Origin of the sequence: Cellvibrio fontiphilus, from assembly GCF_042646205.1 — a bacterium.
GTDB classification, from domain to species: domain Bacteria; phylum Pseudomonadota; class Gammaproteobacteria; order Pseudomonadales; family Cellvibrionaceae; genus Cellvibrio; species Cellvibrio fontiphilus_A.
Map to the genome: position 1 here is coordinate 91,743 of NZ_JBHRTF010000002.1, position 14,442 is coordinate 106,184.

Consider the following 14,442-nt stretch of genomic DNA (forward strand, 5'->3'; position numbering starts at 1 on the left):
CTCTTGTTAGTATCGCCATCTGGCGGTGTCCTGGCACAGCAGCTGAGTAGAGCTAAAGGTTTGTATCCTCAGCATCCACAAGGTTGCCGCGCAATTTTATTTGCAGCCCTTTCAAAAAGTTGCGCAGTACTTGCGACTGACACTCGCGATAATTCTGGTGACCGGGCTTACGGAAAAAAGCACTTAACTCGTGTTTACTCAACGGGAATCCGGCGAGTTCCATGGTCTCCAGAATTTGCTCGTCTTTATAATCCATGGCAATTTTGAGTTTGCGGAAAATAATATTGTTATTGAGCTTTTTTTCCGGCTCTGGCTGCTCACCCTCGCGTTTACCGCGTTTTTTGTTGATCAAACCATTCAGGAAAATGGCCAGATGCACGTCACGCAGCGCCTTAAAATCCGGTTTGTCATCTGTCTTCAACCAGTCGCTCACCAACTCACGCGATGCATTAAATCCGCCAGAGGTGAACAGCGCCATCATTTGGGAATCGCTGAAATCAAAAATAAAACGCAGGCGACGCAGTATGTCGTTATTGGTCATGGTATTAACCCGGTAGTAATGCGCAACAACACCAAGCCAAAATAAAAAACCCGAAGCTCTTGCGAACTTCGGGCTCTATATATGGTGCCCAGACCCGGAATCGAACCAGGGACACGAGGATTTTCAATCCACTGCTCTACCGACTGAGCTATCTGGGCGTGTCGCTTGCGCTGTGCTGCAAGAGGCGCACATTAAAACCGCTCGGGCGAAGCGAGTCAATAGTCGACGCCAAAAATATTTATCTTTCAAACACTTGTGATTATTTTTCGCTCAATCAGTGGACAGCATTTGGTATCCGGGCTGAAAAAATCCCCCATCGATCCAGATGATAATAATGATTAATGCGCCATTTGTATTAGCCCTCGCCGGGGTATCAGGCGTATATTTGCGTGATCAGAAACTTGGAGTTGCGTTATGAGTCGCTTGGAAGATGATCCTAGTGTCTATAAAACCCTGTTGGAGTCCACTAAAGCGATTCCCTGGAAAATCGATTGGCAGACACTGACCTTTGCTTATATCGGCCCGCAGATAGAGGAATTGTTGGGCTGGGCGCCTGACTCCTGGGTCACAGTAGAGGACTGGGCAGCGCGCATGCATGAGGAGGATCGGGAGAGAGTAGTCAATTTTTGCGTCAGCCAATCCCAAGCGGGTGTTGACCATGAAGCTGATTATCGCGCCCTGACCAAAGACGGCCGCTTTGTGTGGATACGCGATGTAGTACATGTGGTGCGCAACGCACAGGGTGATGTAGAAGCCTTAATTGGTTTTATGTTTGATATCAGCGAGCGCAAACATACCGAACAGAAATTGATTGATTTGCAAAAAGAACTGGAGCAACTGTCATTTAAAGATGGCTTGACCGGTGTGGCCAACCGCCGCATGTTTGATTCGGTGATGGAATTCGAGTGGCTGAATGCAAAACGCAGTCGCCAACCACTGTCGCTGATTATGTTAGATATTGATTATTTCAAACAATACAACGACTACTACGGCCATTTGCAGGGCGATGAATGTTTAAAACGGGTTAGCCATACACTGGTGGAATGCGGCTCACGCGCCAAGGATTTCGTCGCACGATTTGGCGGCGAAGAATTTATGCTGGTACTGCCAGAGAGCGATGCCGATGCAGCAGCGGCCGTTGCCGAACGCTGCCGCAAAGCCGTTTTTAAACTGCAGATCGCTCACGCCAAATCACCGATCAGTCAGTTGCTCAGCATCAGTTTGGGGGTAGGCAGTATTACTCCCGGCGCAAACGATCAGTTGTTGGATTTTATCAATACTGTCGATCGCCGCCTTTATTTGGCTAAGCAAAACGGGCGCAACTGCATAGTGGCGCAGGATAACTGAACCTGTTCATTATTCGGTAAAGCCTGCAACATCGCTGGCGCGCGCAATGGTATCGGCAATTTCACTGCCTTTGCCCTGCAAAATTTCCTGCGGTGTCAAACCGCGCAATTCGTGGGGAAAAACCAGCCAGCGGTCAGTCGCATGGATATAAAAATCTGGCGTTATATCGGTGACATTACGCGAGGGTTTATACCAGGGGCAGGCCACTTTTATCACCTGTGGTGTATTGCGACGCGATTTGCGCTTGATTTCATCGATAATCGCTTTAATCGAACGACCTGAATCAAACACATCGTCCACAATCAACAGCTCTTGGTCGGCATCGACATTTTTGACTATGTAATCCAGTCCGTGCACGCGAATATCTTTGCTTTGTTTATCGATGCCGTAATAAGAGGAAGTGCGGATTGCAATGTGATCTGTGGGCACACCAACAAATTCCAGATACTCCTGCACCGCAATTCCCACCGGTGAACCGCCGCGCCATACACCGACAATAAAATGCGGACGAAATCCGCGCTGGTAAATCTGCTCGGCCAGCTTGAACGAATCCAACAGGAGTTCGTTTGCGGTTATAAAATGTTTATCCATGCCGACTCCAGAAATCTTGCCCGAGGTGTAACTAGCACATACCGCCGTTTACGCTGATCACTTGGCGAGTGATATAGCCCGCTGCATCAGAAACCAAAAAACTCACGGTGGCGGCAACATCTTCCACCTTGCCGAAGCGCTGCATGGGAATTAATTTCATCGCTTCATCCTGGTAAATACCCTCGATCATATCCGTTTCGATCACTCCCGGCGCAACACAATTCACGGTGATATTGCGCTTGGCCAATTCAATCGCCAAGGCTTTAGTGGCGCCGATAATTCCCGCTTTGGCGGCACTGTAATTGGTTTGGCCGCGATTGCCGATCACACCCGACACCGACGACAAGGTGACAATCCGCCCGCCTTTACGCAGGCGAATCATGGGCATCACCAGCGGGTAAAGCACGTTATAAAACGCATCGAGATTGGTGTGGATAACCGAATCCCATTGCTCACCGGTTAATGCGGGGAAAGCGTTGTCGGCTGCTATGCCCGCATTGCAAACAACACCGTAAAAAGCGCCATTGGCTTCAATATCCGCCAATAAAACTTCACTGACTTTTTCGCGCTCGCACACATCAAATTGAATCAGGCTGGCGCTGCCGCCACTTGCCATTATTTGGGCAACAACAGCTTCAGCTTCAGTTTTTCCCGAGCGGTAATGCACACACACATCAAAGCCGTCAGCAGCCAGTTTCAGCGCACAGGCTTTACCAATACCACGGCTGGCTCCGGTAACTAAAACACGCTGTTTATCCATCATTTTTTTTGTCATAGGTTGCAACCCCCGAAAGAAAAATCCAAACCAACGTATCTGCAGTGGCTTTACGACTTAACTGGTTGGCTGTGAAAAAAAGGATTGCGACTCGCCAGCATTAACGCACCTAACAAATTCAAACTGCACCCGATAAAAAGGGCAATACCAAAAGCACTGACCGCAGGCAATACACTCAATCCCAACAAACCAAAAGAAAGTAAATTTGTCATCGAAGAAATGGCTACAGCCGATAATGTCTCTACTGGATTGTCACGCATCTCGGCAATAAAAATCACATAGTCCATGCCCAGCCCTACCACTAAAAATAAAGCCATCACATGAAACAAACTCAGCGGCAGATTAAACAGCGCCAACAACAAGAAACTCATGCTTACCGCAAACACAGGAATCGCCATCAACTGCAGCATTTTTTTCCAGTGGTAACGGGTCAATAACAAGAGTGCCATCAACAGCAACGCTAATACCAACAGCTCCATTGCCGATTGGCGCAGTAACTTCATGGAAGTTTCCGAGTCCTGCATAGCACTGAAGAAAAAAGCGCCTTCAAGATCTTCCAGTCGATGATTAAGCTGGAGGGTATCCACACCTTTGGGGATCAACAAAAAAGCGGTAACCAGGTTTTCGCTCTCCAGCCACAAAGGTGGCAGCCCCAGATTGGCTTGTGCAAAAAAATCGGCCGGATTCAACCAGTCATCTTTCTGTTGTGCATAGGCATGCGCCAAATTATCGGCAGAAATTTCAGTGAGTTGCTGCTGGCTAATAAATTGTTGCACAACTTGTGCGCCGCCATAAAGCACTTGGTTTGCCTGATAATTTTTTTGTTGTTGCTGCGGCGATGGAAAAAATTGTTGCACACCTAAAAGGCTGCGCCCTGCTAACAGCGAATCTCCGTCTTTATCAACACGCGCATTTACCGCGGCAATGCGATCATAAACCTGCTGCGCAGTTTCACCTTGTACCACAATAAAACTGGCTGGCTCATAACCGGCAACCCAGTCGCTCACTTGTTTTTCCTGCTCCACCAACTGTGGATTAGCCGCAAAAAAACTGCGCGGGCTATCGCTAACCGGCAGTGAAAAACCGGTCAAATAAAAACCGACACCCAACAATAAAAAACCAATAGCAACTATGGCCTGCACTGGGACTTTAGCGGCCAAGCGCAATAAGTTGTGCAAACTATTCTGCAAAACAGAATCATAAACACGCACTTTTTTAGCCAACAACTGGCCAAAGGCGATAACCATCAGCCAGGCATAAACCAACCCTAATGCGGCAAAGGTTGCCACCTGCTGTAAAGCAGCCAAGCCAGACCAGGCCAAAGCGCTAAACCCTATTACACTGGTCAGCAGGCTTAGAAATAGCGCACGATACAAGGGCAATTGATCATGGTTGTAATTATGGTGGGCCTGAAAGTAATAAAAATGCAACGCATAATCCACCACCACACCAATCAGACTCGCACCAAACACCAGAGTTAAAATATGAATGGAGCCAAACCAAAAATGGCAGAGGCAAAACGCAAACGCCAGCCCCATCCCAATCGACAAAGCAGGCAATAAAAAGGCTCGCGGGCTGCGAAAAATCCACAAAATCAATAACAGCACACCAATCATTGATCCCGTGCTGATAGTTTCTATATCTGCCCGCGCGGACTGGGCGGCATCAGCCGCAAAAAATAAAATACCCGATGAAATAATTTTCAGCTCAGGAAATTCCGCGCGCAGTTCGGCAGTAATTGTTTGGATGCTGGCAAGTGCCTGATCCTGCTGATCCATCTCCAGTGCATCACTGCGAATTTGCAACATCTGCGGTGCAATAAAAAATTCCTTGTCACCCTGTTTTATTGTTTGGATTTCATCGCCACTGTTTAAGGCTAATCGATCCAATAAACCAATAGCGTATTCGTTAACAAAGCCAAGGGGGTCTTGCGCAATTGGCACCAGGCGCAAGGTGCCGCCACTGCCGTAAAGATTCGCCTCACCAAGCGCGAGGATTTTTTCCGCATCACCTTCGGTTAGGCGGGCCTGGGCATTATTGCCAAGGATATGGAATGAATGCTGTTTAAGCTGTGCGACATAAGTGTCCAGCAGCGCCGTTTGATCAACATAAGCAATCGGCGAAGACGGAGCCTCAATTAACTCGCGCATGCTCTCGCTGGCTTCCACTAGCCGGTCTTCATCCTCATGCACAAGCACCAGAATAAATTGCTGGGCCGCATTGGCAGACATTTTATTTAATGCCTGATTAACCGCTGGATCGAGTGTAAAAGATGGCGATAAGCTGCGCAGGTTGGTATCTATTTGCAAACCACTACGGCTAATAGTGAATGCACAATAGGCGGCAATAAGGGTAAGTATTATCAGTGCCAGCCTGCACCAACGGCGATAGACTTGCTGTGTCATAACTGGCTCGTTTGAAAATCAGGGATTAAATAATTGTTGGCAGAGATCAGCTGACCGCTCGACAGCCAACTGCTGGCTACATTCGCTGGTATTGAGCAGTTCAAATGATTGGATAGCATGAACCCGGATAGCGGTGTATTCGTCGCCGGGATGCTGCAGGCGAATACTAACGGCATCTTGCTCGCGGGCAATATCAATACGCTGTAAAAATTTCTCCATTCGCTTTTTGCGCGGCACTAATTGAATGCCCTGTTCGCTTCTGGCAATTACAAACGCCTTCTCCAAATAAGCCTTATTGCCGCCAAGCAAGTTATTGAGCATTTGCCCAAGCTGCCGCTGCACCACACCGGAAAGCTTTTGTTGGCTGCCGTCGCCGCGCACCAACTGGGTGGTGCCCTGCAAGCGATAGATCAAGGTTTCTGTGAGCGGGGCGCTTGTGTGCCAAAGCAACCCTTTGTCACAAGCGAAAGCAAAATAACCTTGGGTTTCTATCGGTTTTACCAGCCCGCGCACAGATTTTTGCTGTTGGTAGCGGCCTAGCTGGTAACAACTTTGCGGCAGATATTCTTGCAACATCACTGTGTCAGCCGCTTGTAGTGGCCAAGCTGAAACTAGTGTCAAATACAACAAACAAACTATTATTTTTTTCATCAATGTTTACCGCGGATCAAGCGAGACTTAAGCGAGCAATGCTTTTACTTTTTCTGCCAGTGGTGCGGGGCAACCAATCAGTAAGGTTTTTTGTTGTGCATCCACCGCCGCTTGCACTGTGTGCGCCTTGGTGAGTATGAGCCTGGTGCTCGCATCGCGAATGCTGTAGTGAATTTTGAGGCGATATTCCCACTCAACCAAACTCGCCGTCACTATCACCTGCTGTTCAAATACCAAGGGTTGGATGTATTTGATTTGCATATCCACAATCGGGAACATAAAACCCGACTGTTTCATATCGCTGTAGTTGTAGCCGAGTTTGTCCAGCAAATTGCAGCGCGCCACTTCCAGATATTTGCAGTAGTGGCCGTGCCACACAATGTTCATGGAATCCACATCAAAAAACGGCACAGTGATGGCGGTATCCACACTCAGCAGTGCCTTGGGTTCGCGGCGGCGCTGCATTAGTTGGCGGCCTGATCTTGGGCTAAAAACGCGAGCACCGCGTCAATTAAATCGCCAATGGTTTTCACCTGGTGAAAATTTTCCAGGGTGATTTTTTTCGCGGTGATGGATTTCAATTCAATCATCAAATTCACCGCATCAATACTGTCGATATCCAAATCTTCGCGCAGACGCGACTCCAGGGTGATGGAGCTTGGCTCCACATCAAATTGCTCGTGCAGTATGTCGGTGATACGGGTTAAGAGGCTGTCGCGAGTGTGAGTCATAGCGGGAGTCTTTTTGCCAATCCAGATGAGTAGGCGCGGGATTATACAAGCTTAAGAGCGCGCCTGCAGTTGCGCTTGCTGCGGCGATTGCAGCTGCGTTTGTAACTGATGCGAAAGCGCGCTGGTCAGTGCGGCAGTCAGCGCACGCGCCTGCAAACCGGGCGGCAGCGAGCGGTCGATCAAGGGCTCCAGCGCCATCAGTGGCAGTACCTGCACACGAAAATGCGGGCGCTGTGTGGGAATCCTATACCAGGGTTCGCCTTTGCGCAGGGTGAGCGGCTGGCAACTAATCACCACCGGCAGCAGCGGGCAGCCCGCCGCCAGCGCAATATTGGCCGCGCCGCGCTTGAGGCTGAGCAGGTCGCCCGGGGTGCGGGTGCCTTCCGGGAAAATCATCAGGGTTTCGCCCGCACGCAGCGCCGCGGCGGCTTTTTCCACCAGCTCCACCCCCACCTCATCATTGGGGATATAACCGGCCAGAGCGACAATCCAGCGGGTAAAAGGGTTGCGCGCCATCGCCGCTTTAACAATAAAGGTGGCGTTAGGCATCACCGCCATGAGCAACAGAGCATCCAATAGCGTGGGGTGATTAGCCACCACCAGCACCCCGGGCTGCTGCAGTGCCTGCTCGCCCGCAAAGCTTATGGTGAGTAGCCCCAACTTGCGCATCACCCAAAGGTAAAAGCGCACCCAGCGCTGAATCGACCGGCGCGCCAGTTGGCGGCGGCGCACCAGCGGCCAAGGCAGGAGGTAAATTAGCGGCGCGAGCAACAACCCGAGGGACAGCGCCCCCAAGGCAAAGAGCGCAAAACAGAAGCCGGTGGCGGCCAAGCGCCAGCACCAGCGCCCGTAGCCGCAGAGCGAGGCGATCATGGGGCGAGCGAGGCCAGCGCTTCAATCTCCACCAGCAGCTGACTGCGGCAGATATCGGCGTGGATAAAATTGATGCGCTCCAGCGGCAGGCGCGGCGCCAAAAAGGCTTGGGCGGCAGCCACATCCTCTGGGTGGCGCAGGTACACCCTGACCCCACTCAAGTTCGCCTCGGCCTGACCGACATGGCTGAGCAGGTGCTGGATGTTATCGAGGGTAATGGCCAGCTGCTGCTGCAAATCGCCCACCGCTTGGGTGTTGTGGCCGATGATGCTGGCCGTGCCCGAGATAAACACCTGCGGCTTGCTGCACAGCGCCAAGCTGGTCGCACGGGCAAAACTGGGGCTGCTGGGGCCGTATTCGCGGGGGTATTGATAGGCCGGCTGCTGGCGTGGATTTTCATGGTGCACGCCGGAGTTGCGCCCGGCGAGCAGGTAAATCACCGCGCCCTGAGTGTGATGCCCCAGAGCTGAGGCAGCGGGGTAGGATTGCGGCGCCACATGGTAGTCATCAAAGGCGCGCTCGCGGCCGACGCAGAATTTTTTGTACTCCTCGCGGTCGCCATCGCCGCGATTGATGTCCGGCATAAAGTTCCAGATGCGGAAGGGGTAGGGAAAACCTTTGGACTGGATCACGCGGAACAAGCGGCCGTAAGCCACCTCGGTCGCGGCTTCGATATCGCTGCAATCTTGCGGGGCAATCCAGGTAGCGACGCAGAGCACATCCTCAATCAAACTCCACTGGCAGTGCTCATCCTCGCCGCGCTCGGCGACTGAGTTGCCATAGCGAATTACTTCCCAAGGCTTATCGCACAGCGAAGGCATACCCAGCGGAATAATGCCCGGCTGGACTCCAGGTGCGCAGCTATGGTCAAAATTAACCAAGGCCAGCACCCCCGGTTCGGCGAGTAGCTGAAGGGCGTCTGGCACCGCGGTAGCGGTCAGATACTGCTGGCTAAGCATAGGCATGGTGGCGTCTTAATCCTCGGGCGTACAAATCCTGAAAAGCCGGGCAGTTTACCCAAAAACCGCCCTCAAGTTAAGGCAAAGGTTCCGCCACAGGTCAAGGCCCAGGGCTGATCGCGGGTGATTTTGAGGCTTAAAACCGCTAAACTGCGCGGCTTTTTGAGCAAACCCAATTTACGACAATAACGCCGAGGTATCTATGTCTGCGCAAACCGCTGCCCAATTGGAAATGGCCGAATTACTGGTAGAAGCACTGAATCTGGAAGATATAGCGGCTGATGAGATTGCCCCGGATGAATCCCTGTTCGGCGACGGCCTTGGTTTGGATTCTATCGATGCCTTGGAAATCGCCCTCGCCATCTCGCAAAAATACGGCGTGCAAATGCAGGCCGACGACGAAAACACCCGCAAGGCATTTACCAGCCTCGCCACCCTTACCGACTTTGTCCAGGCTAATAAAAGTAAGTAAGCACTAGCTGCCTTGCTATGGCTTGTGAAGCCTCGATAAAAAATCCAACCACCGATCAATTGCCGCTACTTGAGCGGCAATTGGATGACTGTTTTGCCCGGATCAACCAGCCCTTGTCCGCCCTTGGCGAGCTTACAGGCACGGTGAGGGTAGACGAGTTTCTTGGGCAGGTTATGCACTTGGCCGCGCGTTTGCCCGAAGCAGAAGCGGTTATCAACCTCTGCGATAACCGCTATCTGTTTACCCTGGGGTTTTGTGCGGCACTGCTGCGAGGGCAAACCAACCTGCTGCCGCAAAACCGCGCGCTCGCCACGCAGCAACAGCTGCTGGATCAGTATCCGCGCAGCTATGTGTTGCACGATGGACTGGAAACCCTGTTTGATGGCTGTACCCAGCTCAATCTGAACCAACAGGATTTGCGCGCCGTCGCGGCCACCGCGATTCCCACTATTCCCGCCGACCAGCTCGCCGCCATCGCCTTTACCTCTGGCTCAACTGGTCAGCCCAAAGCCAACCTCAAGCCCTGGCACACTTTTGTCACCAGCAGCCGGATGAACGCGCAGGCCATGCTGGACGATAACTACCGCGACCAGCTGCGCTTCGCGCTCGCCACAGTGCCCGCCCAACATATGTGGGGGCTAGAAACCTCGCTGCTACTGCCACTGTTTGCGCGCCTATGCATTAGCGATGCGCGCCCGCTGTTCCCGCAGGATGTAGCCAATGCCCTGCAACAACTACCTGCACCGCGCTTGCTCATCAGCACGCCGGTGCACTTGCGCGCCTTGGTATCCAGCGGCGTGACCATGCCGCAAGCAGCGCACTTGCTCTGCGCCACTGCGCCCTTATCCACTGAACTGGCGCAAGCGACTGAAACATTTTTTGGCGGCGAATTGATTGAGGTTTACGGCTGCAGCGAAGTCGGCTCCATGGCGCGCCGCCGCACCGCGCAAGAGGATGTGTGGCAGCTGTTTGAAGGCTTGGAATTTGCGGAGGAGTTAAGTGTGATTCGCGGTGATCACCTGCCGCAGCAACAACCGGTGCAGGATCGCATCGAAACCCATGACGGCCGCCGCTTTCGCCTGCTCGGGCGCAGTGACGATATGATTGAAATCGCCGGCAAACGCGGCTCGCTACAAGAAATGAATAAGCTTCTGTTAGCCACGCCAGGCGTAGTGGATGGTGTGGTGTTTATGCCGGAGCCTGTCACTCAGGCAGTCACCCGCCCGGTCGCCTTGGTGGTCGCAACAACCGCCAGCAAACAGGATGTGAGCGCACGTTTTGCCGCGCATTTGGACCCGGTATTTATGCCGCGCCCGCTGTTACTGGTGGATGCCCTGCCGCGCGAAGATAACGGCAAATTGCCGCGCGCTAAACTGCTGGCGTTTTACCGGCAGCTGCGCGGCCACTAGCCTCAGCCCAGAATTTTTAACCGTCAGCCTAGAATTTTTAACCGATAGTCACCCAACAACTCACTTTCGGCAGCGCTGACCTCCAGCTCTGGATTTTCTCCCAACATATCCCGCACCGCCTCGGCGACTTGTTCGACCAAGGCCATATTGCGCGCCAGCTCATCGGCCAGTGGCAGTTTGGGTTCTTCCATCAATACCTTGTTGAAGAATTGCAGGCAGGGGATTTGGTATTGATCCATAAACACGCCGCGATTGGGCAACTGCAAACGGCGTTCGGCGCGCGCACGAAACAAGGCTTGGATGGATTGGTTCAGCTGCTGGGCTTTGTGCAATTCACCCGCCAGTGGGCGGATGCGTTCAAAGTCGCAGAGCGCATCGCGGAAATACAGCAGTGAGAGCACGCCCCAGTAGTAGCTGTAATCCCACAGGAGTTTTAAGCCCATCATCACCCGGTCGCCAAAACCGCCGTATTGGCCGGTGTAGAGCGATAAAGTGTTCTGGTAGATGGAGCGCAGCAAGCGCTCGTAAACCACGGTTTGCACGCGGATGTCCTGCCCGCGCCGCTCGGCGGTGATGAGCGAGCTAATAAAACCGTTGGCGAAGGCGATAAAGTCGCTGCCCGGCGAATAAAAAGGGTCGGCAAATAAACCCGCCTCACCCGCCACCGCCCAGCGCTGGTCGCTAAACAGTTGTTTGCAGTCGTAGGAGTAATCGCGCAGCAGCACAAAATCGAGGAAGTTCGCGTCGCCAATCGCTGCGGCGCAGCGCGGTTGATGTTGCGTCAACCATGTCATGGCCGAGGTTTGGTCGCTAATCGCCGCTGCATCAAAGGCAATGTCGTCCATCACTATGCCGATGCTGGTCACACCCGAGGCGAGCGGGATAATCCACACCCAGTAACCCGGCCCCACCAAGTGATTGGTGCTCAGCCAGCGGCGCCCTTCGGGCATACAGCGGGCGCGCCATTCGGGGCCGTCGCACCAGTCATCCAAGGTGATTGTGCGATCCACCCGAAACCAGATGGCGTTGGATTTATGCTCGTTTTTGGCGGCAAGATTTAGGTGATTCTTCAACAAACTGGCGCGCCCGGCGGTATCCACCAGCCAGTGACCAAGCAAGGTTTGCTCGCCCGCGGTGGTGCGAATCAGCAATTGTTTGTCCTGCGTCGAGCCAGTTTCAGCTTGGGTGTCCAGCTGCAGGATATCGGCCTTGTCGATCAGACTGACGCCCAGTGCGCGCACCTCATCGGCGAGGTGATTTTCGATATCGCCCCGGTCGATTTGATAGGTGGGAATGCCAAAGGTTTGGCTGGCGCCCAGCTCGTCCTGTTGGGAGAAGTCTTCCGCTGGCGCACCAAAAAAAATGCGAATACCGAATTTTTTAAGGTGGTTTTCTTTGAGGTGCTGCATCAACCCCAAGTGGTGCGACAGATAGTGGGAGCCGATTTCCACCGTAGATTCGCCCACTTTGGCGATGGCGCGCGGGCGCGGAAAGCCCTGCTTTTCCACCACCACAATCGACAGCTCGGGATTCGCCTGTTTGAGCTGTTTGGCCAAACCCAGACCGGCCAAACCACCGCCCGCAATAATCACATCCCAATAAGACAGCTTTTCAGTCATCACCTAAAAACTCACCTCAAGGTTAAGCGCACGCGCCGGGCTGAGGGCAAATGCACACTGACCGGCTTGCTTCTGCGCCAATTGTTGCAGCAGACCCAGCACCTTGGCGGAGGGATTGTCGCGATAGAGCGCGGCTAACTCGGCGCAAGGCAGCTCCGGCGCAGCGACCGCCGCGCTGTTTTCAGCACTTATGGCCAAGCGCGCCAGGGGAGCCGCGGCCGTACCCGCAGGGACAATCAGCAGCGCTACCGCAAAGCTGTATTCGCAGGCAAAAATCTGGCGATAGGCATCGTGCGCGGCGGTATCAAACAGGGTCACTAGTACCGGCTCGTTATGCTGCTGGCACTGGATCATCGCCTCCAGCAGCGCCAAACCGGCAGTATTTTGGTAGGCGGCGATAGAGTTGGCGGATTTCATACAGCCGGTACTAATAGTCCAGTAACCCGCTGCGGCGTTGTGTACCGAGTTGTGGAATTTGGTGGGCGATAGCTGCTTTTCGGCGGTGGTTAATACCCGGCACATATAGTCGGTGATCTCGGTATCCCCCAAGCCCGAGCCGAATACACAGGCCACATCGCTGGATGCCAAGCCCGCTTGCTGCAGCGCCTGCCAACTCACTTCCACGGCGGCGCGTACCGGCAGCGGCGCGCGGCGGCGTTCGTTGGCGGGGATAATTTCCGGCTTTGGTGTTTGCGTCGTCCACTGCAGCTCTTCACCAATCGCAGAATTGGCCAACAGCGCTTGCAGTTCCGCCCAGTTATTGAAGGCTGGCCCCCAAACGCCTATCCCCACAAGATCTGCACCCACCAAATCGACCGTCAGGCTTGTCTTGCTCATGCTGCCACCTCCACACGGCTAAAAATCAGGCAGGCATTGTTGCCGCCAAAGCCGAAGGAGTTGCTCATGACATGGGTTAGCTCTGCGGTTTGGTTGGCAGCGCTCATACGGATGGCGATCTCAGGATCGACCTGCGCCAAGTTCAGAGTGCCCGGCACCAGACCGGAACGCAGCGCCTCCAGCGCAAAAATGGATTCGAGGATTCCGGCCGCACCCAGGGTATGCCCCGTCCAACCTTTGGTGGAGCTGGCCAGTGTGGATGATGGAAACATGGCGCCGACCAGATTGCCTTCAATATGGTCATTGGCGCGGCTGGCGGTGCCGTGCAGGTTGATATAGTCGATCTGCGCCGGGGTTAAACCCGCTTGCGCCAGCGCCTGCTCAATCGCCAAACGCGCGCCTTCACCTTCAGGGTGCGGGTGGGACATATGGTGCGCATCGGAACTTTCGCCGTAGCCACTCACTTGAATGCCAGTGTGCTCAATCGCTTCAGCATCGCTGCCGCGCACCAAGATCGCAAAACCAGCGGCCTCGCCCAGGTTGATGCCATCGCGCGCGCCATCAAAGGGGCGACAGGGTGATTCAGATACCAGCTGCAGCGAGTGGAAACCGTAAAGCACGCTTTGGCAGAGAGTATCGGCACCGCCGACTAACACCGCATCCACAATACCAGCGCGCAGCCAGCGGGCAGCGGTGGCAAACACTTTGGCGGAGGAGGAACAGGCGGTATTCACCGTCATATTCGGGCCATCCAGCCCCAGCAATTCGGCGACAAACAAACCCGGCGCATGGGGGTTTAATACCTGCTCTTGCAGGAATTGCGGCGGCAACTGACCTTGCGCATCCAGCTGGCGATAGGCCTCTTCCGAGCGGTCGATACTGGAGGTGCTGGAACCCATCACCACCCCGATGCGCGCTGAACCAAAACGCTCCACCAGTTCGGTCAGTGATTGTTGCAGAGTACCTTGCTGTAAACCCAAGGCGATCAGTGCGTTATTGCGGCTCTGCCACGCGGCCATGTCGGGCGCAAACACATAATCATCAATCGCCGTCACGCGACCAATCCAGGTGGGTAAATCACAACCGGGAAAATCATTGGGGCGCAAACCGGAACGCTGGTTTACCAGCGCCGCACGCAGCTCATCCATACCACTGCCTGCAGCGCAGGTCGCATCATAATCGACGATTAATATCGGCTCAGGGGACACAGTTCTCTCACTTTTTTGAATATA

At 53.6% G+C, this 14,442-nt stretch carries 15 protein-coding genes and 1 tRNA gene; 3 read left to right on the forward strand and 13 right to left on the reverse strand.

Features of this window, described 5'->3' with window-relative positions; translation table 11 throughout:
• Window positions 1-52: 52 nt before the first annotated feature.
• Together ACFODX_RS02295 and ACFODX_RS02300 are read right to left on the reverse strand one after the other, a co-directional pair.
• On the reverse strand, window positions 53-541 hold the full coding sequence (locus tag ACFODX_RS02295) for a YehS family protein (protein ID WP_378115649.1): 489 nt from the start codon (window positions 539-541) through the stop codon (window positions 53-55).
• 82 nt (window positions 542-623) lie between these two features.
• Window positions 624-699 (reverse strand) — tRNA-Phe (locus ACFODX_RS02300).
• Window positions 700-955: 256 nt separating this feature from the next.
• On the opposite strand from ACFODX_RS02300, the gene ACFODX_RS02305 reads away from it, so the two are divergent.
• A complete protein-coding gene (locus tag ACFODX_RS02305; protein WP_378115651.1) occupies window positions 956-1,888 on the forward strand; it encodes a diguanylate cyclase in 933 nt (310 codons plus the stop codon).
• Window positions 1,889-1,897: 9 nt separating this feature from the next.
• Here ACFODX_RS02305 and ACFODX_RS02310 read toward each other — a convergent pair whose 3' ends face one another.
• From ACFODX_RS02310 to ACFODX_RS02345, 8 genes are read right to left on the reverse strand one after another with little or no spacing between them, the layout of a single operon-like run.
• Window positions 1,898-2,479 (reverse strand): phosphoribosyltransferase, encoded by a 582-nt coding sequence (locus tag ACFODX_RS02310; RefSeq protein WP_378115653.1) that lies wholly within the window; start codon window positions 2,477-2,479, stop codon window positions 1,898-1,900.
• Between the two features lie 31 nt (window positions 2,480-2,510).
• Window positions 2,511-3,254 carry a 3-ketoacyl-ACP reductase FabG2 gene (locus ACFODX_RS02315; protein ID WP_378115655.1) on the reverse strand — a complete coding sequence of 248 codons (744 nt, stop codon included), beginning with the start codon at window positions 3,252-3,254 and terminating at the stop codon, window positions 2,511-2,513.
• A gap of 50 nt (window positions 3,255-3,304) precedes the next feature.
• Window positions 3,305-5,659: an MMPL family transporter gene (locus tag ACFODX_RS02320; RefSeq protein ID WP_378115657.1), complete on the reverse strand. Its 2,355-nt coding sequence runs from the start codon at window positions 5,657-5,659 to the stop codon at window positions 3,305-3,307.
• An 18-nt stretch (window positions 5,660-5,677) separates the two neighbouring features.
• A complete protein-coding gene (locus ACFODX_RS02325) occupies window positions 5,678-6,310 on the reverse strand; it encodes a hypothetical protein (RefSeq protein ID WP_378115659.1) in 633 nt (210 codons plus the stop codon).
• A gap of 27 nt (window positions 6,311-6,337) precedes the next feature.
• The gene (locus ACFODX_RS02330; RefSeq protein ID WP_378115661.1) at window positions 6,338-6,775 is read right to left on the reverse strand and encodes an acyl-CoA thioesterase; all 438 of its coding nucleotides are present in this window, start codon (window positions 6,773-6,775) and stop codon (window positions 6,338-6,340) included.
• Complete coding sequence (locus tag ACFODX_RS02335) at window positions 6,775-7,041, reverse strand: acyl carrier protein (protein WP_378115663.1); 267 nt, start codon at window positions 7,039-7,041, stop codon at window positions 6,775-6,777. Before ACFODX_RS02335 ends, ACFODX_RS02330 begins: the two co-directional genes overlap by 1 nt.
• A gap of 51 nt (window positions 7,042-7,092) precedes the next feature.
• Window positions 7,093-7,914, reverse strand: a complete 822-nt coding sequence (locus ACFODX_RS02340; protein WP_378115665.1) for a lysophospholipid acyltransferase family protein — start codon at window positions 7,912-7,914, stop codon at window positions 7,093-7,095.
• The gene (locus ACFODX_RS02345) at window positions 7,911-8,879 is read right to left on the reverse strand and encodes a chorismate transformation enzyme, FkbO/Hyg5 family (RefSeq protein ID WP_378115667.1); all 969 of its coding nucleotides are present in this window, start codon (window positions 8,877-8,879) and stop codon (window positions 7,911-7,913) included. Before ACFODX_RS02345 ends, ACFODX_RS02340 begins: the two co-directional genes overlap by 4 nt.
• 196 nt (window positions 8,880-9,075) lie before the next feature.
• Here ACFODX_RS02345 and ACFODX_RS02350 point away from each other — a divergent pair, with 196 nt between their 5' ends.
• Both ACFODX_RS02350 and ACFODX_RS02355 read left to right on the forward strand, forming a co-directional pair.
• The gene (locus tag ACFODX_RS02350) at window positions 9,076-9,345 is read left to right on the forward strand and encodes a phosphopantetheine-binding protein (RefSeq protein ID WP_378115670.1); all 270 of its coding nucleotides are present in this window, start codon (window positions 9,076-9,078) and stop codon (window positions 9,343-9,345) included.
• A 17-nt stretch (window positions 9,346-9,362) separates the two neighbouring features.
• Entirely contained in the window at window positions 9,363-10,754 is a 1,392-nt protein-coding gene (locus ACFODX_RS02355; protein WP_378115672.1) for an AMP-binding protein, read from the forward strand.
• A 23-nt stretch (window positions 10,755-10,777) separates the two neighbouring features.
• Here ACFODX_RS02355 and ACFODX_RS02360 read toward each other — a convergent pair whose 3' ends face one another.
• The 3 genes from ACFODX_RS02360 to ACFODX_RS02370 are packed head-to-tail and all read right to left on the reverse strand — an operon-like array spanning window position 10,778 to window position 14,418.
• The gene (locus ACFODX_RS02360) at window positions 10,778-12,373 is read right to left on the reverse strand and encodes an NAD(P)/FAD-dependent oxidoreductase (RefSeq protein WP_378115674.1); all 1,596 of its coding nucleotides are present in this window, start codon (window positions 12,371-12,373) and stop codon (window positions 10,778-10,780) included.
• Between the two features lie 3 nt (window positions 12,374-12,376).
• Window positions 12,377-13,210 (reverse strand): beta-ketoacyl synthase chain length factor, encoded by an 834-nt coding sequence (locus tag ACFODX_RS02365; protein ID WP_378115676.1) that lies wholly within the window; start codon window positions 13,208-13,210, stop codon window positions 12,377-12,379.
• Window positions 13,207-14,418, reverse strand: a complete 1,212-nt coding sequence (locus ACFODX_RS02370) for a beta-ketoacyl-[acyl-carrier-protein] synthase family protein (protein WP_378115678.1) — start codon at window positions 14,416-14,418, stop codon at window positions 13,207-13,209. Before ACFODX_RS02370 ends, ACFODX_RS02365 begins: the two co-directional genes overlap by 4 nt.
• Window positions 14,419-14,442 lie beyond the last annotated feature (24 nt).